Below are 25021 nucleotides of genomic sequence, written 5' to 3' on the forward strand. Positions count from 1 at the left end.
TTGAAAAGAGATGATCCTATGACAACTTATATTTATGCCAAAGCATTTTATTTTGAAGACAAAGTGAAAGGTCCAGGATACTTACCAATCTTGGACAACGGAACTTTCGGAGCCTTCCAAACAGAAAAACCAGAAAGCGGCGCTAAGATTATCGACTACGGCAACTATCAAATTGCCCCAGGTCTTGTGGATACACATATTCACGGATTCAAAGGCGCCGACGTCATGGATAATGACGTAGAAGCTCTTCGTACCATTTCAGAAGGACTTCCTTCATGCGGGGTTACTTCTTACTTACCAACAACCCTAACCGCATCTCGCGAATTATTAGCGGATGTTTGCCAAACAGTCGGCGATAACGCCACAACGCTTGGCGGGGCTAAAATCAGAGGAATTTTCTTAGAAGGTCCATTCTTCTGTGAAAAATACAAAGGCGCGCAAAACCCTAAATACATGGGCGACCCTAAATCTGAAATCTTGGATGAATGGCAAGAACGCGCTGGCGGTTGGGTGAAGAAAATCGCGATTGCGCCAGAACGTGACGGTGCCGTTGATTTCATCAAACACGCGAAAACAAAAGACATCTATGTAGCTCTTGCACATACAGATGGTACTTACGAAGATTGTAAAAACGCTGTTGAAGCTGGTGCGAACATCTTCGTTCACACATACAACGGAATGCGCGGCTTACATCACCGCGAACCAGGTGTTGTCGGTGCGGCACTCACATTGCCAAACGTATTCGACGAACTAATCTGTGATGGTCACCACGTACATCCAGTGAGCGCAAGTATCGTAATGAAATGTTGCGGCCACGACCATGTAGCCCTTATTACAGACTGCATGCGTGCGGGTGGAATGGGAGAATGCGAATCAATGCTTGGAGAATTCCCTGTTATCGTAAAAGACGGTACGGCTCGATTAAAAGACGGCGGTAGCCTTGCCGGAAGTATTTTGGAACTTATCCAAGGGGTTCAAAACGTTGTGAAATGGGGCATTGCGACTCCACACGAAGCTATTACAATGGCCAGCCTTGTTCCTGCAAAATCAGTCGGTATTGACGACGTTTGCGGACGCATCGACCCAGGGTACGCAGCAGACTTCATCGTATTAGACGATGAGTTACAACTCAAAGCGACTTACTTAGATGGTAAGCCTTATTTCGAAGCAAAATAATCAAAAAAACAGTGAGTACGAGGCGTGAGAGTGCCCCAATCCATAACTTAAGGAGTGTTATTATGTCAAAATTAGTATTAACAAAAGGAAAATATGATCACTTAGTAAAACTTTCCAACAAAAACCATGTCATCGGTGCTTTAGCGATTGACCAACGTGGTTCATTGAAAAAAATGATTGCTGCAGGAAACCCAAATGTAAAAGGGGACGAAGGCATCATCCGCTTCAAAGAATTAATTTCTGAAGAATTAACAAAATACTCTTCTTCAATTCTTTTAGACCCAGAATATGGTCTTCCAGCTGCAAAATTACGCCACGAAGACTGCGGACTTTTAATCTCTTACGAAAAAACTGGTTACGACGCAACTGAAATCGGCCGCTTACCAGACTTACTTCCAATCTGGTCTGCAAAACGTATTAAAGAATTAGGCGCTGACGCTGTAAAAGTTCTTTTATACTATGATATTGACGAAGATCCAGCCATCAACGACATCAAACATGCATGGGTAGAACGTGTAGGTAGCGAATGTGTGGCAGAAGATATTCCATTCTTCTTAGAAATCGTTTCTTACGAAGCAAGTGACGATGATGTGAAATCAGCTGCATACGCTAAAGTAAAACCTCATAAAGTAAACGACGCAATGAAAGTCTTCTCTGACCCACGTTACAACGTTGATGTATTAAAAGTGGAAGTTCCAGTAAACATGAACTTCGTAGAAGGCTTCACTAAAGAAGGCGTTGAACCTGTTTATACTCGTGAAGAAGCATTACGTTTATTCAAAGAACAATCTGAAATCACTCACTTACCATTCATCTTCTTAAGCGCTGGTGTTTCTGCTGAATTATTCCAAGAAACTCTACGCTTTGCTAAAGAAGCTGGTTCTACTTTCAATGGTGTGTTATGTGGTCGTGCAACATGGAAAGATTCTGTAGCTGTGTTTGCGACTGAAGGGGAAGAAGCTGGTCGTGCGTGGTTGGCAAACCAAGGACGTAAGAACATCGAGGACCTTAACGTTGTTCTAGATGAAACTGCAACTCCATGGTTAAATCGTGCAGAAGTAAAATAATTACCTTATAAGTAAAGAGCGTTGCTCTTAAACACCTGATGTCCGCTGTGGTTTCTTTAAATCCTTGCGGATATCTTCATATTAATAGTGATGAGGCACCGGCTCGAGTCTAAAGTCTCTCGGCCTTTAAAGCCTCAAAGGGGACGTACGGAATGTTATTCCTACGTCCCCTAATTCATTTTAATGCAAACTCCCATCACTATTACTATAGAATCCGCAAGGTTCTTCGAAACCACACTGGGTGTTGTAAGCAACGCTCTACTTCTTTTACTTCTTCTAACCATGGATTGTAGAGGAAGGGTGATAGACGAAGCAGGCACTTAGACCGGTGTAGAATCATCGAAACCACACTGGGTGTTGTAAGCAACGCTCTACTTTTTTACTTCTACTAACCATGAGATGAAACAGGAACAACAAAAAAGAAAGCTAGGCTATCTGCCTAGCTTTCTTAATTTTTATAATTCTTCAATAACGACTGCGGTTCCGCTACAGGTGACCATAATCATGCCATCCATATACTCATAGTCCATTTTCACGCCTACTACAGCATTCGCTCCGATTTTTGTAGCTCTTTCTTCCATTTCTTGTAGTGCTTCTTCTCTGGCTTCTGAAAGTTCTCCTTCATAAGCTCTAGAGCGGCCTCCAAAGAAATTTCTTAGTCCAGCTGCGATATCTTTTATAGCATCAACACCTGCTACCACTTCACCAAAAACAATCCATTTATACTCAACAATTTGATACCCTTCGACCGTTTGCGTTGTAGTAATAATCATAGAAATTCCTCCTTTTGTTCTATCTTCATATTACTGCACTTGTGATAAAAAATCTATAGGAGAATGGTCCGATATATCATTCAAGCGGTCTGAATTTTTTTACTTTTGAATGCTGTATTTTGTACCTTCGAGGGATGCTTGTAATGCGTCAACGCTTGCGTCGCCTTCGACTGTAGCTACTTTGTTTTCTAAGCTGACTTCAACGTTTGTCACGCCTGGGACGCTTGAGAAACGTTCTTTCACTGTGTTGGCACATCCTGCGCATTTGATTCCTTCTAAATTATATTCTTTTTTCATCATAAATCTCTCCTTTAAAGTTATGCTTTCCAGCGTTTTAATCTAAGGGCGTTGAGGACAACGGATACGGAACTGAAGCTCATTGCGGCTCCGGCAATCATTGGGTTGAGGAGTGGTCCGCCAAAGAGGTGAAGAACCCCCATCGCAAATGGAATTCCGATAACGTTGTAGGCAAATGCCCAAAATAGATTTTCTTTAATATTACGGATGGTTGCACGGCTGAGTTTTAACATCGCTGGTACATCCATCAAGTCGCTCTTCATTAAGACGGCGTCCGCAGATTCGATGGCTACGTCTGTTCCGGTACCGATTGCGATACCAACTTGCGCTTGTGCAAGAGCTGGAGCATCATTGATACCATCTCCCACCATCGCCACAATATAGCCTTCTTCTTGCAATTTTGAGACATAATTCGCCTTATCTTGCGGTAAAACTTCACTAAATACGCGGTCAATCCCCACTTCAGTGGCAATTGCTTGTGCAGTTCGTTCGTGGTCCCCTGTCATCATGGCTACTTGAATGCCCATTTCATGTAGGGTTTGAATAGCACGCGCGCTGCTTTCTTTTACAGTGTCCGCAACAACAATCAAGCCTTGTACAGCATTGTTATATCCGATATAGAGCGGTGTTTTTCCTTGTTCGGCAAAACGGTTCGCTTTTTCATTCATCTTAGCATCGGCAAGACCATTTTCGCGCATCCATTTTTCATTGCCAAGGAAGACGAGTGTTTCACCAACATGGCCTTTAATCCCGAAACCAGGGATGGCTTCGAAGTTCGTCACTTCATCAAATGCGGCCCCTTGTTCTTTGGCTTTGGCAACAATCGCTTCACCAAGAGGGTGTTCTGACGCTACTTCAAGGCTCGCAGCTAGGCGAACGATCGCATCTGCATCGGTATGATCGGCAGTAACTACATCTGTGACAACAGGAGTTCCGTTTGTGATAGTTCCTGTTTTATCGAAAACAACCATATTCACGTGGTTGGCTTCTTCCAACGCTTCCCCACTCTTAAGAAGGATTCCATTTTCGGCCCCTTTACCAGTCCCAACCATGATAGCGGTAGGTGTCGCAAGTCCTAACGCACATGGGCAGGCGATAACGAGGACTGAGATGGTAATCGTGAGGGCAAACACCCATGATTCTTGTCCAAGGAAATACCAAGCAAGTCCAGAAACAAGAGCCAAGGCGATTACGATTGGAACGAATACGCCTGAAACCTTGTCGGCCAGTTTTGCGATCGGCGCTTTTGATCCTTGTGCTTGTTCGACTAACTGAATGATTTGAGAAAGGGCTGTGTCTTTCCCGATTTTTGTTGCTTTAAGAATGAAGGAACCTGTTTTATTTAAACTTGCCCCAATCACTTCATCGCCAACTGCTTTGGATACTGGAATACTTTCCCCTGTTAACATCGATTCATCAACGGTTGAGTTTCCTTCTGCCACGACGCCATCGACTGGAACTTTTTCACCCGGTTTGACACGAATGAGGTCGCCCACTTGCACTTCTTCTACAGGAACTTCTACTTCTTGTCCGTCTCGTAAAACAGTCGCCATTTTAGGAGCGAGTCCTACGAGCGTTTGAATCGCCATGGATGTTTTTCCTTTTGACACGGCTTCGAAGTATTTTCCAAGAGTGATTAAGGTTAAAATAACGCCGGCTGATTCGTAGTAAAGGTTCATCGCAAAATGCGCATGGCCTTCTAATACATGGTACGTTCCGTAAAGGCTATAAAGGAACGCAGCGCTTGTGCCAAGTGCGACTAAGCTGTCCATGTTCGGATGTCCTTTGGATAAGGCCTTAAATCCATCCACGAAGAAACGACGTCCGACCCAGAGAATTGGGAGAACGAGCGCCAATTGAATCAACGCGTAGCTAACTGGACTTTGCATTGGGCTTAGAAAGGCTGGCATTGGAATTCCAACCATATCGGCCATTGCGATAAAGAGAAGTGGCACGGTGAAAATCGCTGAAATGGTTAGGTTTCGCTTCATTTCTCTTAAGTGCGCTTCTTTCTTTTCGTTCTTTTCTTCGAGTTCTTCTTCCACTGATTTGTCACGAGGACGAGCGCTATATCCCACACCATCAACCACTTTGGCGATGTCTTCAGGGGTCACGCTATCGTTTGCTTCAACAGTCATGATCTCGGTTGCCAAGTTGACGCTGGCTTTATCAACGCCTGGAATTTTGCTAACGGCGTTTTCTACCGTCATGGCACATGAAGCACAACTCATTCCTTCGATAATGTATTCTTTTTGTTTGCTCATTACTTTCACCACTTTCGTTTACGTTTGTCGTTTGCATTGTTAGTTTACAACTGTAATTTACAAATGTCAACAAGGAAGCTCAAAAACTTTTTTTTGAATAAAAAACTCAAGCCAACAGCAATTCTGCTGACTTGAGTCTCGGTATAATCTATTTAATTGATTCTGATAGAGCTCACTAATTGCTCAAAATCTCGTTGAACTCTACTGAATTCTTCTTGAGATGTGTTTAACTCTATTTGATACAAGACTTCTAATAACTCATCGTGCTCTTTAAAAAGATAGGAAACAATAATCCAATCCCTTGTCTTTGCTGAAATTTTATAGAGGTAGAGACGATCTGTAAATTTTTCAACATGAAACTCCAACAGTTCGCCATAATATTTCGTAAACGCCGACTGGATATCTGCTTTACTAAAGCTTGCATACCCACTATCAATCATGAATGATAGAACGTTATTTTTATTACGAGTATCTGCAAAGAGGCGATACGCATCCGTATGGCCATCTCCTAAATCGTTATATCCATCAGTCAATGGCGCATAAGTCACCTTAGCTCCAGAAAGTGTCAAAAACTGTGCCGCACTCGGCAGTACTTCTTCAACAGATAACAGTCTCTTTATTTCGGAAAGATGTGCATGAAGTTCTGTGACGGGACATTCGAACACGGCCTCTTTATCTGCTACATATCCACCTGTTTTCGTTGCCAACTTCAAACCTTGCACTCTACATACATCACCACGTAAAAAGATTTTGACAGAAGTGAACTTTTGGCTAAAAGCTTTAAAAGTCTTGCATCCCAATTCTGTCCAAAATTCATATAAATCGCCTGTGTAAAGAGGTGTTTTCTTAGAAATCTCTAGTGCTGCAGTAATACTTTCAATGATTCTTTGATCCGTACAGCCTTTTTCAACGCGTAAAACTGGCGGCACAATAATTGGCGCATTCGTCTCCTCTTGCTTTGAATGGGCTCCCAAAATATACCCTAGATCTTTATTAAAATAAATCGTTACTCCTGTATACAAATCTAAATTCCTCCAACATGAAAACCCTCTATTTTGCTGAAGATAAAATTTCTTCTATCGTAGTTTCTCTCTCTTCGATTAAATCGTAAAAGCCAACATGAACACCCTCTTCATATAGCCAACATAAATCTGTCCCATACGGTGCTTCGAAAATCTCAAGCATTACTGGGGCAATTTCATAAATTGAATCGGCTCCTAGAATTTTGAAATTGGCTGCATCTGAAAGATACTCTTCATCATCTTCAATGGATAATAGATTCCATCCGTTTAATTGAGGGATTGAAGATTGATCACGAAAAGTATATCGAATCGGCTTACCCTCAAGAATATTATTCGAAACAATAAAACCACCAAAATCACTATTATTAATCATTGTACTCCTCCATTAAATTAAGAATTAACAATATTGGTGTAAAAACCATGTTGAAAATTCCATATACTTTTTAAATAAAAAATTAATCTAGTTTACTTACCTCAGTCTATTCTCTTTTTCTAAGGAAGAATCTATTTGTTATTCTGTGGCATCATCCCAGAGGGGGGATGAATATTGTGGAGCCCAACCATTGGAAATATAGTACTTGTTTCTTGAAACAGTATGTTCTAATAACTCCATAAATTTTTCTTTTGCTTCTTTAAAATCGGTATACTCAAAAATCTTTCCTTTCCCAGCTCGATCCCTTGTTAGATATACCTCATATTTTTCAGTTTCATTATTGAACTCAATTCGCGTTTCCCATTCTGAGAGACCATGCTCATTAAAAACCGAGTATCGTAAACTTTCATAACCTAATTCTTTAATTTCGTTCAGAATATTTTCTCTAAGTAATTCCATCTTTTTCATCTTTTCACCTTATTGAGATTCATTCCTCTTAGAATACAACATAATTATACAAAGTCTAATTGAATCGTTTGATTGCTCTCCATTTTTTTAGCTGTATTAATAATATTTTCTATTTCTCTTTGAGTTATCGGAAGATTCTCATGAGGGGGCTCCCATTGTGTCATACTATCTTTATAAACAACAAATTTTTTATTGTTCAGCAATTCTCCTTGTGCTTTTAAGAGGAAACCATTCTCTAAATCAAAAGTAATTGTTGATCTTGTTCCTGTAATTTTCATTTCTACCTCTCGAATATAATTTTTTCTACCCCTGTTTTAGGATCTATTGTTGTAACCTTAGTAACATTTGGATTGGCCTTCAATCTTGGTAGTTCGCTGTATCTCTGATAGAAGCTCTCTAATCCATCTCAACCCTCTATCATTAGCGGAAAAACATCTTCCCCACTGTACATTTTTTCTTCTATTTCTTTCCACTCAATGACTAGTTTGTACAGTTCATCAGTTGAAATAAAGCAAGGTTCCCCAAGACTTTCATCATCCATTTGATAGTATACTTCTGTTTCCTCTTTCCCTATATCAATATTCAGCATATTACCGCCAAAATCAGATGCTTCTTTTTGACCAGTAACAACCGCCTCTAATTCTTGATAAATATCAGGGTAAAAATCATTAACCTCAACGATAAAAAACTCGCCTAAAGTTTGATATTTTTCATCCAAAAATTTTATTGATAATCTAATATCACCGTCAGGATATTTAAATATTCTATATCGTCTTTTTAACATTTGTTACGTCCCTTTCTATTCACTGCTAGGAAAAGCTGAAATAATCTTTTTCTCAGAGTCTAAATACATCATTCTGTTTATTCATCTTCAATCCTCTAGGGTAAGAGGAAAAATATCTTCCCCTCTGTGCATTCTATCTTCCATTTCTTTCCACTCTAAAACTAATTTATAAAGTTCATTTGTAGGAATAAAGCATGGAGCGCCCAATATTTCTTCCTCAAATTGGAAGTAAACTTCTGTTATTTCTTTTCCAATTTCGATTCCCAACATATTACCATCAAAAGCATACTCTTTCATCTTCCCAGTAATTACATTCTCCAAAGCTTCTCGAACATGCAGATAAAAATTATGAACCTCAGAATTTAAAAAGTCTGACAACGATTGAAATTTTTGATCTGTAAATTTCAAAACTAACATTACATCATTTTCTTCATTTCCAAAAACCAAAATTGAATATACTCTCTTCATTAATCTTACCTCTAAATTCATTTTATTCCATTTGGAAAGCTGAAATAATCTTTTTATAAATATAGTCTTATTATAACATAAAAAAAGAGAGCGTCTTTCGCTCTCTTTATCACTCTGGTAATTCTACCTTCAAGCTCATATCCGTCGGTTGTAATACCTTCTGAACTGCTGCAAGAAAGGCTAGCCCATTATCAGATGGAGAATATTGAAAAGTAATATGGATAACTTTTTTGTCAAAGCTATCGCCATATCGTGCCACATACTGCTTTCTTTCGAGGAAGTAGATATAGTTGTTGAGTTTTTCTTGAAGCTTCAACAAGTGTTCTTCTTCCAGAGATTCTATCCATTTATTCTCATCAATCAACAATAACTCCAAATGGTCATCAGAAACACCCATCGCATCGATACTCGTAACGTCTAGTACAATTTCCTCAACTGTTTTAATGGTTTCTACTACCTTAGGGGGATTGTAGTATTTTTCCTTGAATTCCTTAAGAATCTTCTCTACCTTTTCTTCGTCACACTGTCTGTATAATGGACTATGGTCTAATACATTACAGAGTCTTTCATAGGTATAAGTACGTTTCTGCTCATCTGATAATTTTGAAATGCTTTCTATAATATTTCTTACCAATTCATCTGTTTCAATAACAAAGGGAAGGCTTGTATATTTCTTTACCCATCTACTTTGAATAGAAATATATTTCGTTACTTTCTTTAATCTCATTAAATCATTAGATAAACTAAACTCTTTCAAGATATCAAAGGTTCTGCGCGCTATTTCCCTATCACCTTCCATATACAGAGGATATAAGCAATATTCCATCAATACTAAAATGTCTGTGCTATCAAGTTCATAAGAATCCCTTTGCCATATACGATATTTTGGATTTGTGCCTAAAAAAGCTTCCTCCTCTTTCCCTTCTCTCATCGTATCACGATAAAAATTAACAAAAGATTCATATTCTTTAGGCTCTGGTATTTCAAATTTTTTCATTTATTTACTCCATTGGTTAATTCTAAAAATTCCTTTAATTTCATAAGTTTCATTAGTGCCAGGCTTATAGACACGTGGATTTTTGATTTCATAATAGCCTTGACGTTCAATCGCAGATAGAAAGTCATCGTATTCAATCCTCTAGGGTAAGAGGAAAAATATCTTCCCCTCTGTACATTCTATCTTCCATTTCTTTCCATTCAATGACTAATTTATATAGTTCGTCAGTTGAAATAAAGCAAGGTTCCCCAAGACTTTCATCATCCATTTGATAGTATACTTCTGTTTCCTCTTTACCGATATCAATATTCAGCATATTACCGCCAAAATCAGACGCTTCTTTTTGACCAGTAACAACCGCCTCTAATTCTTTATAAATATGAGGGTAAAAATTATTGACTTCTGTATCAAAAAATTCACATAAGGTTTGATAATAGGGATCAAAAAAACTTATCATTAAGCTAATGCTATTATTTTGATATTTGAATATATCGTATGCTCTTTTAATCATTTTTCTCCCCTTTCCCATCTTATAATTCAATGTTTTATCTATTATTTGCTAGGATGTGCTGAAATAATCTTTTTCTCAGAGTCTAAATACATCAATCTGTTTATTCATCTTCAATCCTCTATCATTAGCGGAAAAATATCTTCCCCTCTGTGCATTTTTTCTTCCATTTCTTTCCACTCTAAAACCAATTTATAAAGTTCATTTGTAGGAATAAAGCATGGAACGCCTAATATTTCTTCCTCAAATTGAAAGTAAACTTCTGTTATTTCTTTTCCAATTTCGATCCCTAACAAATTACCATCAAAAGCATATTCTTCCATATTCCCAGAAATTACATTCTCCAAAGCTTCTCGAACATCCAGATAAAAATTATGGACTTCAGAATTTAAAAAACTTGATAGAGATTGACAACTAGAGCTATCGAATTTTACTAGCAAAAATTTCTGACTATTTTTAGTTACTTTTACAATATAGTTTCGTTTCATTTATAAGTACCTTTAAATTTATTCTATTTTTGTGGATAAGCAGTAATAATTTCCCCTCAGAATTTAAAATGATTTCAATATTTATTCCATCATAAAAGGAAGGAGTTATTTGTTAATCTGTGACATCATCCCAGAGGGGGGATAGATAGTTAACCGGCATTCCTTCCTTGACATAGTATCGATTAATAATAACTATATCTGCTAAAAAATCTAAAAATTTTGTTTTTGCTTCTTGGAATGTATGATAAACATGCTTTCCATTAACACTTCCTCTATCCATTGTTCCGTATACAAAATATAAATTTTCTACTTGATTATATCCAATGACGACTTCCCATTCTCCAGGTTTTTCCTCTGAAAATATTGAATATCTTAAACTTGAGTAACCTAATTTCTCAATTTCCTTTAGAAGATCCTTTTTCTGTAATTCTAAATTACTCATTATTTTATCCCCACGTAGAACATCTCCAACATTTCCTACTTTTATATACTCTAAAATTCTTTATTTTTCCTTTCAATTTAAATTATGTCTATTTCCTTCCTTCTTCTCTCTCCATACTTAGGATTAATTATACTAAATAAGCGAATTTGTTCTTCTTGAAAAAGGGTATTATAACGGTCAAAATCTCCATTAGCATTAGTCCATGCATTTTTTGATGCAATTCTAGTAACATATGATTGCAAAAGATAATAAAGAATATCTTCCTTATTATCAAATTTTATCTCAGAATTTATTTTGCCACGTTCGACACCAACAATGTAGTAATAATCGCCCTCTAAATAAATAGTACGCCCTTCCGGTAAGAATAGAGATGGTTTTTCTTCTGTAAATAAATCCGACTGATTAAGATTTGTCTCCCCTATTTTTAATAGTAATTCCATTAATTCTTGCTTTAACTGCATTATTTTTACCTCGGTTTCGTCTCTCATCTTCTGGTGATCCTCTTTTTCATCCCAGAGGGGGGAGGAATAATCCGGGGTTTTCCCTATCTTTACTCTGAATTGATTAGATTTTATAAAATGTTCTAATTTTTCCAAAAAAGCTATTTTTGCATCTTCAAAACTAGTAAACTCTATCGTATTCCCCATAACATATGATCTATCATCTCGACCATTAATCATAAATTTACCATCTCTATAGAATAAGTGAAATGCCCATGGTAATCGTTTGTTTTCGTCGAATAAAACGTAATGTAAGCTCTCGAAATGACGTTTATTTATTTCTTGTTCAACTATATATTTCATGTTCTCAATATCAATCATCGATTTTCTCCCATAATGGAGAGGAGTATTCAGGAACTTCTCCATTTTTTATAGCAGCTCTATTTATTTTCACAGTGAGGTCTAGTTTTTCTATAAATTTATTTTTTGCATCCTCAAAATTATCAAATTCCAATTTTTTGTTATAACTTGCTCGATCCATTGTAGCGTAAACAAAATAATGTTCACTAGTAGAATCAAACTCAATTCGAACTTCCCATTCACCTGGTCTATGATCATTGAAAATACAATATCTCAAACTTTCATATCCCAATAATTTAATTTCTTCTATTAGTTCTTGTTTCTCTTTATCTAAATTTACCATTATTTTACCTCTCTCAAGAACCCTAACTTTGCAGTCCTCTTTGTCCTGCGGGATACATCATTTTTAATCCTCCTCCCAAAGTGGTGACGAATATGGATGAGAAAATCCTAGTTCTGATGCTAAATGTTCAGCGTCAATTGTTTGTTTTAGTATACTCATGAATTTGTCTATAGCTTCATTAATAGTATCGTATTCCCAAGTTACTCCAACAACATATGAGCGTTCATCTCTATTATTTATCATAAACTTGTTATCCCTATAAAATAGATGTGTCGCCCATGGAAGATTGCTCTGCTCATTAAACAACTCATATCTCAACGTTTGAAAGTTATTCTTTCTAATTAATATTTCTATTTCCTGCTTTAAAATATCCATATCCATCTCTATTCCTCTTTTTGTTAGCGACAATTATTGTTCCGGCGTATCCCATAGTGGTGAAGGATACGGTGGTTTGAAACCTAACTTTCTTCCTTTTAAAGTCACTTCAACAAATCTTTCTAACTTATCTATAAAATATTGTTTTGCATTTGAAAAAGAATCAAATTCAACGGTATTCCCTATGACATATGACCTTTCATCCCGCGTATTAATCTTGTATTTATTGTTGTCATAAAAGAGATGAAAAGCATACGGCTGACTACTATGTTCATCAAACAACACATAAGATAGGCTTTCAAGACCCCGTTCTTTAATCTCTGATAAAAGTTCCAATTGTTGTTCTCTATGATCCATCGTTACTTTTCTCCTTTAAGAGTCACACCCTACTCTACAGCCATCCCTACCTTTTATTGTTAAACCATTTCGAATTACTCATATATATATAAACCTTTGCTCTTCTCTATACTAGGTGGTTGATTCATTCTAATCTTAGACATACTTGGAATATCGTCAGATTTGGTTAAGTTAAAATCGATAAAAATGACTGTTTTTGAATCCTCATTAAACTTTCCTTCCACTGATAAATTATAACCTACAGTAGATACTCCATTGCTAATAGGCTCAACTGTCATTGTGTTCCAATCAAATTGTATAGACTTAATTTTGGGATGTTTCACCTGTACCCATGCTACGATTTGTTTTTCACGTTCCTTCAACCATGCTAACTGCTTATCTTTTGCGGTCGCAAAGATTGTATTCGTACGCCACTCTTGATTACTTAACACTACTGCGCCTACACCTAACAGCGTAACGGTTCCTATGATTGCTAGTTTTTTCTTCATTTCCCCACCCCTACCTTTTTCGTTATAAGATTTAACTTTTCTGCACTTTTATCATACCATATTCATGAAAATAAATTCGGTATTTTTTCAAAATTAATACACAAAAATACCACTGGTAACCCAGTGGTATCATCAATTATTGTATTTTAATCTCTACAGCCATCCCTTTGCTTTCAAATACTCATCCAGGATACGCAATTCAATCTCTGCCATGATCTCTTTTAAGTAGCTGTCCCAATCTGTTATATCACTATATCCACACCGTTTTTTATAAAGAGAGATTCCATAACTATTTAAATTAATTAGAAAACCAATTAATCCTACATAATAACCATATGTTTTAGATTTTATCCCAAACATGTGATTATTTGGGACATCAACTACATCATAAACCGTTTTTATTGGTGATTTCATCAACTCAGGATCTTGAACTTGCCTCTCGGTTATTGAAAGTTTTGGCACAGTCTTTCCATTCAAACTAAAGTTCTTAACGGCTTTAGAAACTGCGTATCCACCTACAAAGTTCCCTAATAAGTTCATCAACTGTGCGGTGTCTTCGTTTCCACCGAGAAGTTTTGTTCCGTGATAGGCTGCTTGACCAGTTGCTACACCTCCGACAAATCTTCATGTAAATTGCCTTAATCCTTGGGCAATACATTCTATCTGTACAATTGCTAGCAATACATCTGATGTGAGAGTGAAAACAGCTAAATTTATTTTTATTCTATCTCTTATCTTAATTATTTATCGTTCCAATAAATAATCAGCAATTATTTCCTCCAAAATAGATATATCATCATTCACTTTCTTTCTTATCTGAAAATCATTATGCCAATAGTAAAGATCTGACAGGCCACCATGTGGTGGAAACAAAGATTTATATAGGTTCAACTTTTCTCTTGTACTTTGTATTTCGTCATTATTTAAAATTTCTCTTAAATACTTCAAAGTTTCCACCTGAGGTCTAATATCTCCCAATTGATATTTTTTAATTATTAGTAATAAGTTGTCAATTGCATTCTTAACATTTTTCAAAATATTTCTCCTCCTTAATGAGTAATTATCCATGAATCTAAAACTTTCACACCATCTATTTTCCACGGCGTATTAATAAATATTTGCTGTTTACTAAGCCCCCCTTGATAGACTCCTCCTTGATTCCCCACGGGTCCCTCAAAACCTATTGTTCCTTTAGGAATCAAAATTTTATAAACTTTATCAATGGCGGATTGCCCGCTGTAGGAACCATCTCTTTTGAGCCATATATCTTTCACAGCCGTATCAATCCTAACCTGCGCCCTAGACACAGGTGCATCTTTAGTAAACCATTGCCCTAAAGCATTTTGATTATTTCCGGCTCTATACAATATAGTGTCTTCTAAGAATTCAATCTTATTATATCTCCCCCCGTAAAAATTTCTATTTGGCGTTGTTTTTAACTCTGATAAAGGGCCAGGGTTTGTAAAGGAATTATATTCATATCCATCTATATCTACATATTTTGACTGAAATTTTTTTTCAAATTCAACTATTTCAACTTTTGGCACAGTCTTTCCATTCAAACTAAAGTTCTTAACGGCTTTAGAGACTGCGTATCCTCCAACAAAGTTCCCCAATAAGTTCATCAGTTGTGCGGTTTCTTCGCTTCCACCGAGAAGCTTTGTACCATGATAGGCTGCTTGACCCGTTGCTATACTTCCGACTGTCCCCCAGAAGAACTGAGAGATTCCTTGGGCAATACTTTTTGTCTGCGCAATTGGTATGAACACCCCTGTTGTAAGACTGAAAATTTGCCCCAAACTGTGGTATAACTCACCATTTCCTAAAAAAAGTGTATCTCGAATCGGATTTACCGCAACGGATTTTCCGTCGCCAGACAATCCATAATAAATATTCTGTCCAGCTTCGATAGAATTTGAAGCCCCATACATGGACAAAGCCATTGCTCCATACTTAAAAGCTGAGGTTACAATTGGCAACATAGTCCCACCCGACATTACTAGAGCACTCGCACCCGCAATGATCGTTAAAACGCCAAAGACGAGATTCATAAGCCCTTGCTTGGTTCGTTCTTCGGCATGAAGTGCCTCCATGCGCACTTGATCACGTTCAAGAGCTGCTTGAATAATGCCCATACGATCATTTAGTTGGGCTGTCACTTGTTCATAGGCTACCATAAACCGTTGGACAGAGGGTAGTTTTCCAAAGGCACCCGATTGATAACTTTCAAGACTACGATTTCTACTAGAATGTTCCGCTAACAAGCTTTTCGTTGCATCTAGTAATTCCTTAAACGCCTGCAAATCTTGGCGAGCATGCATCTCTTCATACTGCGTAATGGATTCGTCTAGATGCTTAATATCTTTCATCAGCTTCTCATATGTGAATTTCGTCTTTGTATGACTAGTTCCTTGGTAATTCACTAACCCTGCGACTCTCAGTTTGGCAGCTGTTAACTGCTCCAACTGGTGTTCGAATCGCTGCTTAGACTTTCCTAGGTCTGAATGAAGCCCCTTATAGATATTCTCTGGCAATTCCGCATGGTTATGAGTGTCGATTTGATAATAGCCATCTTTATACAGTAACAAACTCGTAGAATAGTCATTCATTAGTTGGAGAAAAGTTTGAAGAAGTGTTCCATGAACTTCTCTCATATAGGTTTGCGCACTCGTCATCGCTTTCCCCTGGAGACTACTATTCCCCGCAAATCCTTCAACCGCTTTGCTTAAGTTTGTTATTGACGCGCCCCATTGTTGGATGGTTTGATTCGTTTGGCCATGCATGGAGGTAATATCGTTAAATTTTACGTGATAACTCATTTATCATCCTCCTAATTTCAACCCTGAAAATAAAGTATGACCTAATAATTGATCTGTTTTATCTAACTCTTTTCCAGTTTCTGCTACCTGTGTTATGTCTGCTTCTAGCAACGCACCATAAGTCGACACCAATTGATATAACTGGTCAAACTGCTCCTGATACAGATTTAACACTTGTGAAGTTGACGTCTTCTCAATCTTAGGTTTTTGGACACTCATTAAACTATTCTTCGCACCCGAGAGACTACTCACATGCATCCCAAATACAACTTGAGATAGTTGAATCGTTCCGTACATCATTTTTCCTCCCTAATGCAATAGTTTTTCAATATAATTTCCAATCGTATTAATCTGCGCTTGGAACCAACCGATCAGACTTTGTTGATTAATTTTTTGATTTTCTAACCGCGTAATTTCATCGCAAATAGAATCGTAAAATGCATCCAATTCTCTTTGGTAAGCACTAAAATCCTGCCTGAAATCCTCCCATTGGTGCACAAAGTTCTCTTTTCGTTGCCCTTTCCATTCCGGTTGGTCATCTTTACCCATAACTGAAATCTTAATCTCATGAATTTCACTTTGGATATTTCCTACTGACTTCTTTGCCGAACGGAGTTTTGCTAACTTGGCATCAATAGCACTAATCGTCGCCGAGGCTTCGGATATACTATTATAATGGGAGCTGACTTGGCCTTGAAGGTCCTCAATTTCGCGGTAGTCAATTTTCCCCATAAATTATCCTCCAATGCCGTTAGATTCTTTTAATTCTGAAACATTTCCTTTTGGAATATCTGTTTCTTGCAACATCACTTCGATATTCTCTAACATGATTTCATTATCATCATCGGTGTATCCTTCTTGAACTACTTTAAGAATATCCTCTTGATTGAAATAAATTAAGCTATCTCCAACCATTCCTTCTGGATACAAGCAAGCACCGTAATCAAAACGATATACTTCCCCTTTTACAGGAAGGCCGATGACACGAGCAATAATCATCATTTTTTTCGTATTCCCCTTGAGAATCACGATACTTCCTAACGGTAACATTTTAACTTCTGACATTCTTTAACCTCCCTGAATATAACAAACTTTTTTATTATTACTTTGCATAATTTTCTTTATTATAGCATAAGCACATTCACTAATTCATCCGTATTCCCTGCTATAATTCTCAAAATACACAAAAATAATTCATTGAAATAATCTTATCTCTTAGATTTACAATATACTTAAGTATAACATCATATATTTGTTGTAAATCGTATTAATATAGTTCTTCCTCAATTGACTGATTTTGTTTAATTATATACTTAATAAGACTACCGCTTTTTGCCCCCTAATAAATCTCTATAAAAAGCACTTTATCTTAAAAAAGTTTTTAATTACAATTTTTGTATCAAAAATGATACATTTGCATTTTTGGTTAATTCCAAAACCAAATAAAAGCTATCGTTACGGTTCTAATCAGCTCTTGATAAATAAAAAAAAGAAGGAATTAAACATATCGCTTAATTCCTTCCTCGTAATTAGTTTTGCTAATTTAAAGTAAAAGTCGCTTCAGTATTTGGACCCGCGCTTGAGGCTACGTATTCACTATATTCATTATCTCCGAAACAGTCATTCACAAATCGTACATAGTATCTAATCAGTTGATGTGTTTGGGATAGTTTCGCTTTCAATGTAGAAATTGCACTAGCTTGCATCCCCTCTGCCTCCATCACTTGAATCACATGATTTAACTCTTGCCCAAGTCTATTCGCAATAGCAGCCACCAGCTTCTGACCTTTCACAATCTCATCCAAATCAAAGGCACGGTAAACACCCTCTTCAATAATGGGTTTCAATTGAGGTTCAAGAAGCGCCATCGAATTTTTAACATCTCGAATTTGCCAGATAACGTGTTCTATACGCTCCATCGCAGGAATGATATGTGATTGTAGTCCTTGAACACTCTCTTTTGTTCTAGCTGGATACAGTTGTTCTAATTTTCCCCAATAAGTCTCAGGAGAAGCACTTGGTTTTACCGTCAAATCACCTAACAGATTGTAATTATCTTTAATTTCTCGAACAAATATACTCTCGGTAAAATCAGAACTAATCTTAGTCACTAATTCCTTCAATCTACTCTTTTCCGACATAATCGCTTGGAGTCCACTTATGAGTTTATTTAGTGAATTGCTATATGCATTTTCAACTTTCTTCGCATATTCTGAACTGCGCTTTTCTACTTGTTTATCAAAAGCTTGGAGCACATCTTTTACATCATCAAAAATTCCATGTCGCTCAAGATATGCCTTATAGTTAGCTGGAACTGTTCCTATTCCTAATCTAGGAGAAACACTTCCCTCTTCTAGATGTTGACCTAACCACTTATCAATTTGTTCAAAATTCTCTGCTACACCATTGACGAATTCAATTATATTCATAATCTCTAATGTGATTTCAGTAGTATTCTTAGAAATGACTTCTAACACAACTGTTAATGATTCCCTGATTCCATCGAGCTTCCCTTCGCGAAGACCTTCTCCTTCAAAAATCGTTACACTATCTTTGAGTAATTTTTTAGTTTCTTCTTCAATTACTTCCCAGGATTTCATCAAAGTTGGCGTGCTATCACCTGCGATAGAGGAAACTCCCTCAATTCTCTCATGATGAATTTTCTTCGCCAACTCCCCACAAGATAACTTCAACCTGTACAAATCTGTATTGTATCGTCCATACTGAATTGGCAAGCCGTTTACAAGCGCTTCTTGATTAGAATAAAATCTCGTTTTATCTAGTTTTGCTGTGTACGTAGCATCATTCAAAATTTGACGGTTTTTCATGACAACTCCAACTGTATCATGAAGTTTAAACAATACATATGGAAGCCCAGCTTCTTTAAAAACTGATTTAATAGATTCGGAAATTTCTTCTTTTCGTTCGTTAAAATTTTTTCCTATCTTATCGTTCTTATTTCTACTTGCCTCTAGAATCTTCACGATATAAGCCATATCTTCTAGCCGATTAGTTATATTTGTTTTTAGAATACGTAATAATTCTGGATTTACTTGAATCTTATCTCCGCTACTAATCCAGTTTTCATCCGTGCTTAGTAAATCCCTGGGTTTAGGATCAATTCCTTTAACATGAAAATCGACTATGCCATCTCCATCAATGTCAATATCTTTCTTTGCAGACCCCCAGACAACATCTCCATTACCATAAACGATTTGTTGAAACTGATCGAATTGCCAATACGTTAAATTATGTGTATACGAATCAAATCCATAGTCCAGATGTATCCCCGTAACTGTCGCATTTCCCGTAATCCCACCGATATAATCATAGTTGCCTCGGTAGTTCTTAAATTGTTCTGGATGAGCTCTCATATACGCGAGTTCTTCAGGACTTATCATATTATGGATATCTGGACCATGAGAGCCCATATTGTCCCATCCGTTTTTTAATGCGACATAGATTGCTAAAGCTTCTCCTAGTGAGTGACCTGTTGTAGCAATTTGTGAATTACGAAATTGCTTACGAACCTCTTCTGCAAAACGAAGAGCAGCGGCTGATTGCATTTCAACCACTCTACCTCTATGATTTGAATCTATATAAGCCATCCTATCGGTATTACCATAACCTATCATCTTTAAATCAGTTACTTTATCTCTAATATCATCAGCATTAGTTCCCGCATACGTGATGGTTATTTGAGAATAATCTGGTTTTCCATCAGCCCCAATGGGTGCGACCGCCATCGCCTGCATCCCATTTTCTTGGTTATCTTCGATTTTTAATATTTTATAACTACCTACACTTTTATCCTCGACATTGAAAGGGCGTATCATTCCTGGATTAAGATCCTCGTTCTTCCCGTTTTTAAGATAATCAAGCTCATAAACTATATCTGAAATAAATCTATTTTGTTTTTCCGTTAACATTATTGTTCACCTAAGTATTTAACATTTATATTAGATATATCAACATTTCCAGTATAATATTCTGTTCTTTTTAACTGACCAAGCTTTTGAATAGGTCCTAACACTAGTTCCCCTTCACTCTTATCGAGAAAGTCTAACTTTTCTATTAGAAACGATGTTACAATATTCTCATCATTATTAATCTTTATTTTCAAACGATAACTACCTGTGCTCTCATTTTTTGTAAAACTCAAGAACTCGATTTCTTGGATATCGTAGTTTCTATAAATTCGAGTAGCAATATTATCTTGTTGTTCTTTCGTAATCTTAGGTTTTGAACAACCAACAATTAGAAATGTACTAAACAAAATAGCAACTAACTTTAATACCTTCTTCATCCTTCCGCCTCCTTTATTCTTCTATACTCATTAATTGTACAAATTCATAACCTTCTGCATCAACAATATAGCCTTCGTTTGGACGTGGAGATTTTTCGTTTGAGATATACGGGAAGCGAACATATTCTTGGTCGCTGATACGCATTCCCATGAACACCTGTGTCGCCAATTGTCTGTGTAAGGTGACAAGCGTAGAGTAATTCGTCATTAAGTCTTTATAGTTCCCCACAAATACTGGTGTAATGCCGTACTTAGGCCCTTCTAACAGAAGCTCTTTGAACTGATTTTCTGTAATGTTGAGACTTTGTCCAAGGGTTTGGATGTCTGGAATGATAATGAGTGATTGCGTATACTCGCCAGGTTGCGTCATCCGTTCCTTCAAGTTGTCTAAGATGATATTCATTCCTTCTTTAGCGCTCAGTGTATCACTGAAACGATGCGCTTCCTTAAATTGATCTAATGGTACTAATCCTAATGGATCCACAATCACAACTTGAACAGGAGTCGTATATTGTTTCAACTGGTAAGCTAATACTTTGTAGAACTGAGTAACACTTCGAACATTATCGCTAACTAAGGAGATGGCTTTATCTAATGTAAATGCAGCCACTTCGACCATTTCTCTCGTTAACCCGAGTAATATTTGATGGTTTCGTTCTGCTCGGTCTACTTGAGCTTCCACCATTTCTGGTGTCACCACTTCTGGCAACATTGGAATTGGCTGTGGTAATGCACCTGTCCAATAATGTGACATTTCTTGCACTTCTGCTTTCACTTGCTGAATCATGGATGAATTATCTTCCACAGCATACGGCACACACACTTGGAATGAAACGACTGTATCTTGCTTCATTAATCCGCGCCCACGGATATCCAAAAGCACTTGGTCTGTACGACCAACAATACTTGTAACATCGCTCTGTTCGAATAAGTAAAGCGCAATTTTTGTTTTAAAGTTTGCTTGTAATTGAACACGCATAGCATTGAAACGAGACATCGTTGTGATGAGATAGATTCCTAGAGAGGCTCCCTCACGCGCTAGAATATTAACGGTTTCGTTAAAGGCTTCGCTGAAAGTAGCGTCACTCACTCCATCAAAACTATCGATTGCAATAAATAGTGAAGGGAATGGTGTTGCGGCATCTCTGTTGTATTGTTGCATATTACTTGAACGTGCTTCACTAAGAGCTGCCTTTCGTAACTTCACTTCTTTTTGAAGACGTCGTAATGACTTCATCACTTTCTCATTATCATCTGCTGTAAAGTAGTCTGCCACATGTGGAAAATCTACTAAAGAAATTAATCCACTCGTTCCGAAATCATATAAATAGATATGCGATTGCTCTGGCGTTGTTTTACGCATTACATCAATCAATGCATTTTGGATAAAGGTAGATTTCCCATAACCTGGGCTTCCAACAACCAGAATATGGCCACAATCGTTGAAATCAACGGTCAGCGGTAATTGCGCTTGTTGTTCTGGAATATCTTGATATCCCAATAAAAACTCAGGGTGTTTATCGGCTCCCCAATAATGTTTAAATTGAATATCTTGGATATCTTCCGCTGCTATTCTCTCTTTTAACGGTGGAAGCCAAGGACTTGCCACTTTTGGAAGGTGTAGCGATTCGAATACACGCTTTGCTTCTTGAACGACCGCATCGAGTTGCGTTGGTAATCGTTTCTGGTTGCCACTATCATCTAATCCACTTAAGTCTTTATTGATTGCTTCATACTGGCCATTATCTTTAATGGCATACACTGTCGTATCTCGATGTGTGGAACGTACCGCTTCTGGTTCATAATCGGCTCCACTCCATGCACTTTGGAATAATTCATAGATTTCATTATTCCCAACTTGTAAGTATCCACGACCCGTCTGTGTAATTTCTGCAGCATCTGGCGTTTTAATAATTTCACGCGAATCAGCCACATCTTGTACTTTCAAGGCAATTTTAAACTTCGAGTTAGACCAGATTTGGTCATCCACAACTCCGCTTGGTTTTTGAGTCGCTAAGATTAAGTGAATTCCGAGCGAACGTCCGATACGCGCTGCAGATACTAACTCTTTCATGAAGTCCGGTTGGTTCGTTTTCAATTCTGCAAACTCATCGGAAATCAAGAATAAATGAGGCATTGGCTCAGTGGCTACACCCTCTTTAAATAATTTCATGTACTGATGAATATGGTTTACATCATATTCTGCAAATAATCGTTGACGTTTCTTCAATTCTGCTTGAATAGACACTAGGGCACGATTGGCTTGTGCGACATCTAGATTGGTAATCGCTCCAACTAAGTGCGGTAGGTCTGCAAACAGGTTCGCCATCCCCCCACCTTTGTAGTCAATCAACAGAAACGCCACTTCATATGGATGGAAATTCACCGCTAACGAAGCAATATACGACTGTATGGTTTCAGATTTCCCGGAACCTGTTGTCCCTGCCATTAGCCCGTGAGGTCCATGCGCTTTTTCATGTAAATTCAACATTAATAATTCATCACGGCCACGTAGCCCTAATGGTACTGCCATCGTTTGGTACGTATCATTCGTTGCCCAACGATGGTTCATATCTAATGCTTCTACAGAATCGACACCATACATCTCTAGGAATGTGACACTATCTGGAATCGCGTTTCGTAATGTTTGAACATGCGTTACTTGAGCCAAGTCTCTTGCAAATTGTTCTTTAGCTTCAGTGGATAGCTTCTCAAAAGTCACAAATGGTTTATCCATATATTCGCCATTATGGAGGCGTAATGTTCCTTGACGATTTCCTTTGAAATCCACAACAGTGTTTACATGTTCTGGTAGGCTTTCAATCACATCTTCTACAAAAAGATAGCTAATTCCAAGGTGTGATAAATCTTCATTGATAAACTCCATAATATTATGGTCTAGCATCAGAGACAAATCAGTAATCACGAATACGTAATGAGGAGTAAAGGTGAGTTGTTTGTTACTTCCTGCTTGTTCAGCCGCTTGTTTGCGTTCTTTGATCATTTGATAGAGAGACGTTAACAATTGATCACGACTGCGTTGATGATATACAAAACTACGGCAATTGAACTGCTGAAGTTTCATATGCGGTAACCAACGACTCCATTCCCACAATGGGAGTTCCTCTTCACGAAACACTGGAACAAATTGTACATCATGGTAACTATGGAAAGTAGCCAATTGCATCATCGCTTGTTGCACTTGCTCAATGACTGTTCGACGAGAGCCGATATACCCTGTAGGAGCCGATAACAAATCATTGGTAATGGGTAGATTTTCTAAGAATTGATAATGAGCCACTAATTCCGTTACTTGTTCACTGATGGCTTCATTGTATTCTGTTAACTCAGATTTTTTATAATCGACTTTAAAACTTGGAATGATTCGTCCTGTCCCTAGACGGTACGTTAGAAAATCAAAGTGATGAGGTGTCTTTTCATAGAGACGTCTATCGGTATTTTTGGCCATTTCCATGACCTGCTCCATACTTGGATAATGATAATTCAACGCTTCTTCCTGCTCTTTAGATAAGTCATAAAGCTCTTTATATTTCTCATTCAAATACGCTTTATAGTTTTCCATCTTTTTCGCTTTCAGACGTTTATTTTGTTTTTTGTCTGAGAAGAAACTATGGACTGAGGTGATTAAAGTAATCACCGACATTCCCATCATCATAATCATCATACCGCCATTTCCTGTAAGAAAATGCGTTGCTACCGTAAGCCCAATCATCGCAAGTGGCATGATAATTAATTTTAATAGCGATTGCTTCTGCATATTATCCTCAGTTGGAGGCGCTAAGATGCTCACCACATCATCTGGCTCACGTAAAATGAAACGAGGGGACCGGTGGAAATCACTGAATTTATCTTCCCCGTTCTCTTCAAAATCCAATTGTATTAATTCTGATTCAATAGGATGAATACTAGCTATGAGAACACGTTGTCCATCCATTTTGACAAAATACCCACTTGATGAAAATACACTGTCTCCTTCACTCATATGAATGGACGCGTTCACTTTTTGTCCATTTAAGAAGATAGGTTTTGAAGTTACAACTTCGTATCCAGTAGGGATTTGTCGGATTAATAACTCATCACTTTCCTCGATTCGAACCGTATGAATAGCCTCTGATCCAATCGTAATAGGCACGTTCGTCATTAATGTTTGTAACGTGTATTCAAACATAAATAATTCTGCATGTATGTCATCACTCAAAGAAATTGCATGCTTCCCGTAAGAATACGTTTCATGATTATACGTCACTAGTCCATTCTTGACGGTTAGTTTATCTGCATAAGGATTTTTAATGACAATATCATCATTCATAAAAGCACCTACACGGTAGGGTCTTTCCTGTGAAATGTCATATATCGTATCTTTTAGTTTAATTAAACAAATCATC

The 25021-nt window shown here is 37.4% G+C and carries 29 protein-coding genes and 1 pseudogene; 2 read left to right on the forward strand and 28 right to left on the reverse strand.

The window, feature by feature from the left end:
• The first annotated feature begins 18 nt into the window (after positions 1-18).
• Positions 19-1176, forward strand: a complete 1158-nt coding sequence (nagA, locus tag NQ540_RS09160; RefSeq protein WP_005606450.1) for an N-acetylglucosamine-6-phosphate deacetylase — start codon at positions 19-21, stop codon at positions 1174-1176.
• A gap of 62 nt (positions 1177-1238) precedes the next feature.
• A complete protein-coding gene (gene lacD / locus NQ540_RS09165) occupies positions 1239-2243 on the forward strand; it encodes a tagatose-bisphosphate aldolase (RefSeq protein ID WP_005606451.1) in 1005 nt (334 codons plus the stop codon).
• Between the two features lie 455 nt (positions 2244-2698).
• On the opposite strand, the gene NQ540_RS09170 is transcribed toward lacD, so the two are convergent.
• From NQ540_RS09170 to essC, 28 genes and pseudogenes are all read right to left on the reverse strand, one after another.
• Positions 2699-3016, reverse strand: coding sequence for a heavy metal-binding domain-containing protein (locus NQ540_RS09170; RefSeq protein WP_005606452.1), 318 nt, complete (start codon positions 3014-3016; stop codon positions 2699-2701).
• A gap of 99 nt (positions 3017-3115) precedes the next feature.
• Positions 3116-3313 (reverse strand): heavy-metal-associated domain-containing protein, encoded by a 198-nt coding sequence (locus NQ540_RS09175; protein WP_039849054.1) that lies wholly within the window; start codon positions 3311-3313, stop codon positions 3116-3118.
• Between the two features lie 20 nt (positions 3314-3333).
• Positions 3334-5577: a heavy metal translocating P-type ATPase gene (locus NQ540_RS09180; RefSeq protein ID WP_005606455.1), complete on the reverse strand. Its 2244-nt coding sequence runs from the start codon at positions 5575-5577 to the stop codon at positions 3334-3336.
• Positions 5578-5729: 152 nt separating this feature from the next.
• The gene (locus NQ540_RS09185) at positions 5730-6599 is read right to left on the reverse strand and encodes a hypothetical protein (protein ID WP_005606457.1); all 870 of its coding nucleotides are present in this window, start codon (positions 6597-6599) and stop codon (positions 5730-5732) included.
• A 28-nt stretch (positions 6600-6627) separates the two neighbouring features.
• Positions 6628-6972, reverse strand: a complete 345-nt coding sequence (locus NQ540_RS09190; RefSeq protein ID WP_005606459.1) for a DUF2185 domain-containing protein — start codon at positions 6970-6972, stop codon at positions 6628-6630.
• A 138-nt stretch (positions 6973-7110) separates the two neighbouring features.
• On the reverse strand, positions 7111-7440 hold the full coding sequence (locus NQ540_RS09195; protein ID WP_005606460.1) for an Imm59 family immunity protein: 330 nt from the start codon (positions 7438-7440) through the stop codon (positions 7111-7113).
• Between the two features lie 44 nt (positions 7441-7484).
• Positions 7485-7718 (reverse strand): Imm74 family immunity protein, encoded by a 234-nt coding sequence (locus tag NQ540_RS09200; protein WP_005606461.1) that lies wholly within the window; start codon positions 7716-7718, stop codon positions 7485-7487.
• A gap of 128 nt (positions 7719-7846) precedes the next feature.
• Positions 7847-8224 carry a hypothetical protein gene (locus NQ540_RS09205; RefSeq protein WP_005606462.1) on the reverse strand — a complete coding sequence of 126 codons (378 nt, stop codon included), beginning with the start codon at positions 8222-8224 and terminating at the stop codon, positions 7847-7849.
• 87 nt (positions 8225-8311) lie between these two features.
• A complete protein-coding gene (locus tag NQ540_RS09210) occupies positions 8312-8713 on the reverse strand; it encodes a hypothetical protein (RefSeq protein WP_005606463.1) in 402 nt (133 codons plus the stop codon).
• Positions 8714-8801: 88 nt separating this feature from the next.
• Entirely contained in the window at positions 8802-9689 is an 888-nt protein-coding gene (ifs, locus tag NQ540_RS09215; RefSeq protein WP_005606464.1) for an NAD glycohydrolase inhibitor, read from the reverse strand.
• A 133-nt stretch (positions 9690-9822) separates the two neighbouring features.
• Positions 9823-10200, reverse strand: coding sequence for a hypothetical protein (locus NQ540_RS09220; protein WP_039848998.1), 378 nt, complete (start codon positions 10198-10200; stop codon positions 9823-9825).
• A 110-nt stretch (positions 10201-10310) separates the two neighbouring features.
• Positions 10311-10685, reverse strand: a complete 375-nt coding sequence (locus NQ540_RS09225; protein WP_005606467.1) for a hypothetical protein — start codon at positions 10683-10685, stop codon at positions 10311-10313.
• Positions 10686-10797: 112 nt separating this feature from the next.
• A complete protein-coding gene (locus NQ540_RS09230; protein WP_005606468.1) occupies positions 10798-11127 on the reverse strand; it encodes an Imm59 family immunity protein in 330 nt (109 codons plus the stop codon).
• A 77-nt stretch (positions 11128-11204) separates the two neighbouring features.
• Positions 11205-11615, reverse strand: a complete 411-nt coding sequence (locus NQ540_RS09735) for an Imm63 family immunity protein (protein WP_039849057.1) — start codon at positions 11613-11615, stop codon at positions 11205-11207.
• A gap of 81 nt (positions 11616-11696) precedes the next feature.
• Positions 11697-11993, reverse strand: a pseudogene (locus NQ540_RS09235) (Imm59 family immunity protein); the annotation flags it as partial.
• The gene (locus tag NQ540_RS09240; RefSeq protein ID WP_005606470.1) at positions 11941-12270 is read right to left on the reverse strand and encodes an Imm59 family immunity protein; all 330 of its coding nucleotides are present in this window, start codon (positions 12268-12270) and stop codon (positions 11941-11943) included. The pseudogene NQ540_RS09235 and the gene NQ540_RS09240, both read right to left, overlap by 53 nt.
• Positions 12271-12333: 63 nt before the next feature.
• Positions 12334-12651, reverse strand: a complete 318-nt coding sequence (locus tag NQ540_RS09245) for an Imm59 family immunity protein (RefSeq protein ID WP_039848999.1) — start codon at positions 12649-12651, stop codon at positions 12334-12336.
• A 27-nt stretch (positions 12652-12678) separates the two neighbouring features.
• A complete protein-coding gene (locus NQ540_RS09250) occupies positions 12679-13002 on the reverse strand; it encodes an Imm59 family immunity protein (RefSeq protein WP_005606472.1) in 324 nt (107 codons plus the stop codon).
• A gap of 74 nt (positions 13003-13076) precedes the next feature.
• On the reverse strand, positions 13077-13490 hold the full coding sequence (locus NQ540_RS09255; RefSeq protein ID WP_005606473.1) for a hypothetical protein: 414 nt from the start codon (positions 13488-13490) through the stop codon (positions 13077-13079).
• A gap of 153 nt (positions 13491-13643) precedes the next feature.
• Positions 13644-14030, reverse strand: a complete 387-nt coding sequence (locus NQ540_RS09260; RefSeq protein WP_005606474.1) for a hypothetical protein — start codon at positions 14028-14030, stop codon at positions 13644-13646.
• A 204-nt stretch (positions 14031-14234) separates the two neighbouring features.
• On the reverse strand, positions 14235-14525 hold the full coding sequence (locus NQ540_RS09265) for an ABC transporter (protein WP_223429359.1): 291 nt from the start codon (positions 14523-14525) through the stop codon (positions 14235-14237).
• Between the two features lie 14 nt (positions 14526-14539).
• Positions 14540-16309 (reverse strand): T7SS effector LXG polymorphic toxin, encoded by a 1770-nt coding sequence (locus NQ540_RS09270; protein WP_005606479.1) that lies wholly within the window; start codon positions 16307-16309, stop codon positions 14540-14542.
• A gap of 3 nt (positions 16310-16312) precedes the next feature.
• On the reverse strand, positions 16313-16609 hold the full coding sequence (locus tag NQ540_RS09275; protein WP_005606480.1) for a TIGR04197 family type VII secretion effector: 297 nt from the start codon (positions 16607-16609) through the stop codon (positions 16313-16315).
• A 9-nt stretch (positions 16610-16618) separates the two neighbouring features.
• The gene (locus tag NQ540_RS09280) at positions 16619-17041 is read right to left on the reverse strand and encodes a YwqH-like family protein (protein WP_005606481.1); all 423 of its coding nucleotides are present in this window, start codon (positions 17039-17041) and stop codon (positions 16619-16621) included.
• A gap of 3 nt (positions 17042-17044) precedes the next feature.
• Positions 17045-17374 (reverse strand): DUF4176 domain-containing protein, encoded by a 330-nt coding sequence (locus NQ540_RS09285; protein ID WP_005606483.1) that lies wholly within the window; start codon positions 17372-17374, stop codon positions 17045-17047.
• Positions 17375-17847: 473 nt separating this feature from the next.
• Positions 17848-20145: an SA1320 family protein gene (locus tag NQ540_RS09290; protein ID WP_156780440.1), complete on the reverse strand. Its 2298-nt coding sequence runs from the start codon at positions 20143-20145 to the stop codon at positions 17848-17850.
• Between the two features lie 92 nt (positions 20146-20237).
• The gene (locus tag NQ540_RS09295; protein WP_005606486.1) at positions 20238-20615 is read right to left on the reverse strand and encodes a hypothetical protein; all 378 of its coding nucleotides are present in this window, start codon (positions 20613-20615) and stop codon (positions 20238-20240) included.
• 13 nt (positions 20616-20628) lie between these two features.
• A complete protein-coding gene (gene essC, locus NQ540_RS09300) occupies positions 20629-25020 on the reverse strand; it encodes a type VII secretion protein EssC (protein WP_005606487.1) in 4392 nt (1463 codons plus the stop codon).
• Position 25021 lies beyond the last annotated feature (1 nt).

It is taken from the genome of Granulicatella adiacens ATCC 49175, from assembly GCF_025150565.1.
Taxonomy (GTDB): Bacteria; Bacillota; Bacilli; order Lactobacillales; family Aerococcaceae; genus Granulicatella; species Granulicatella adiacens.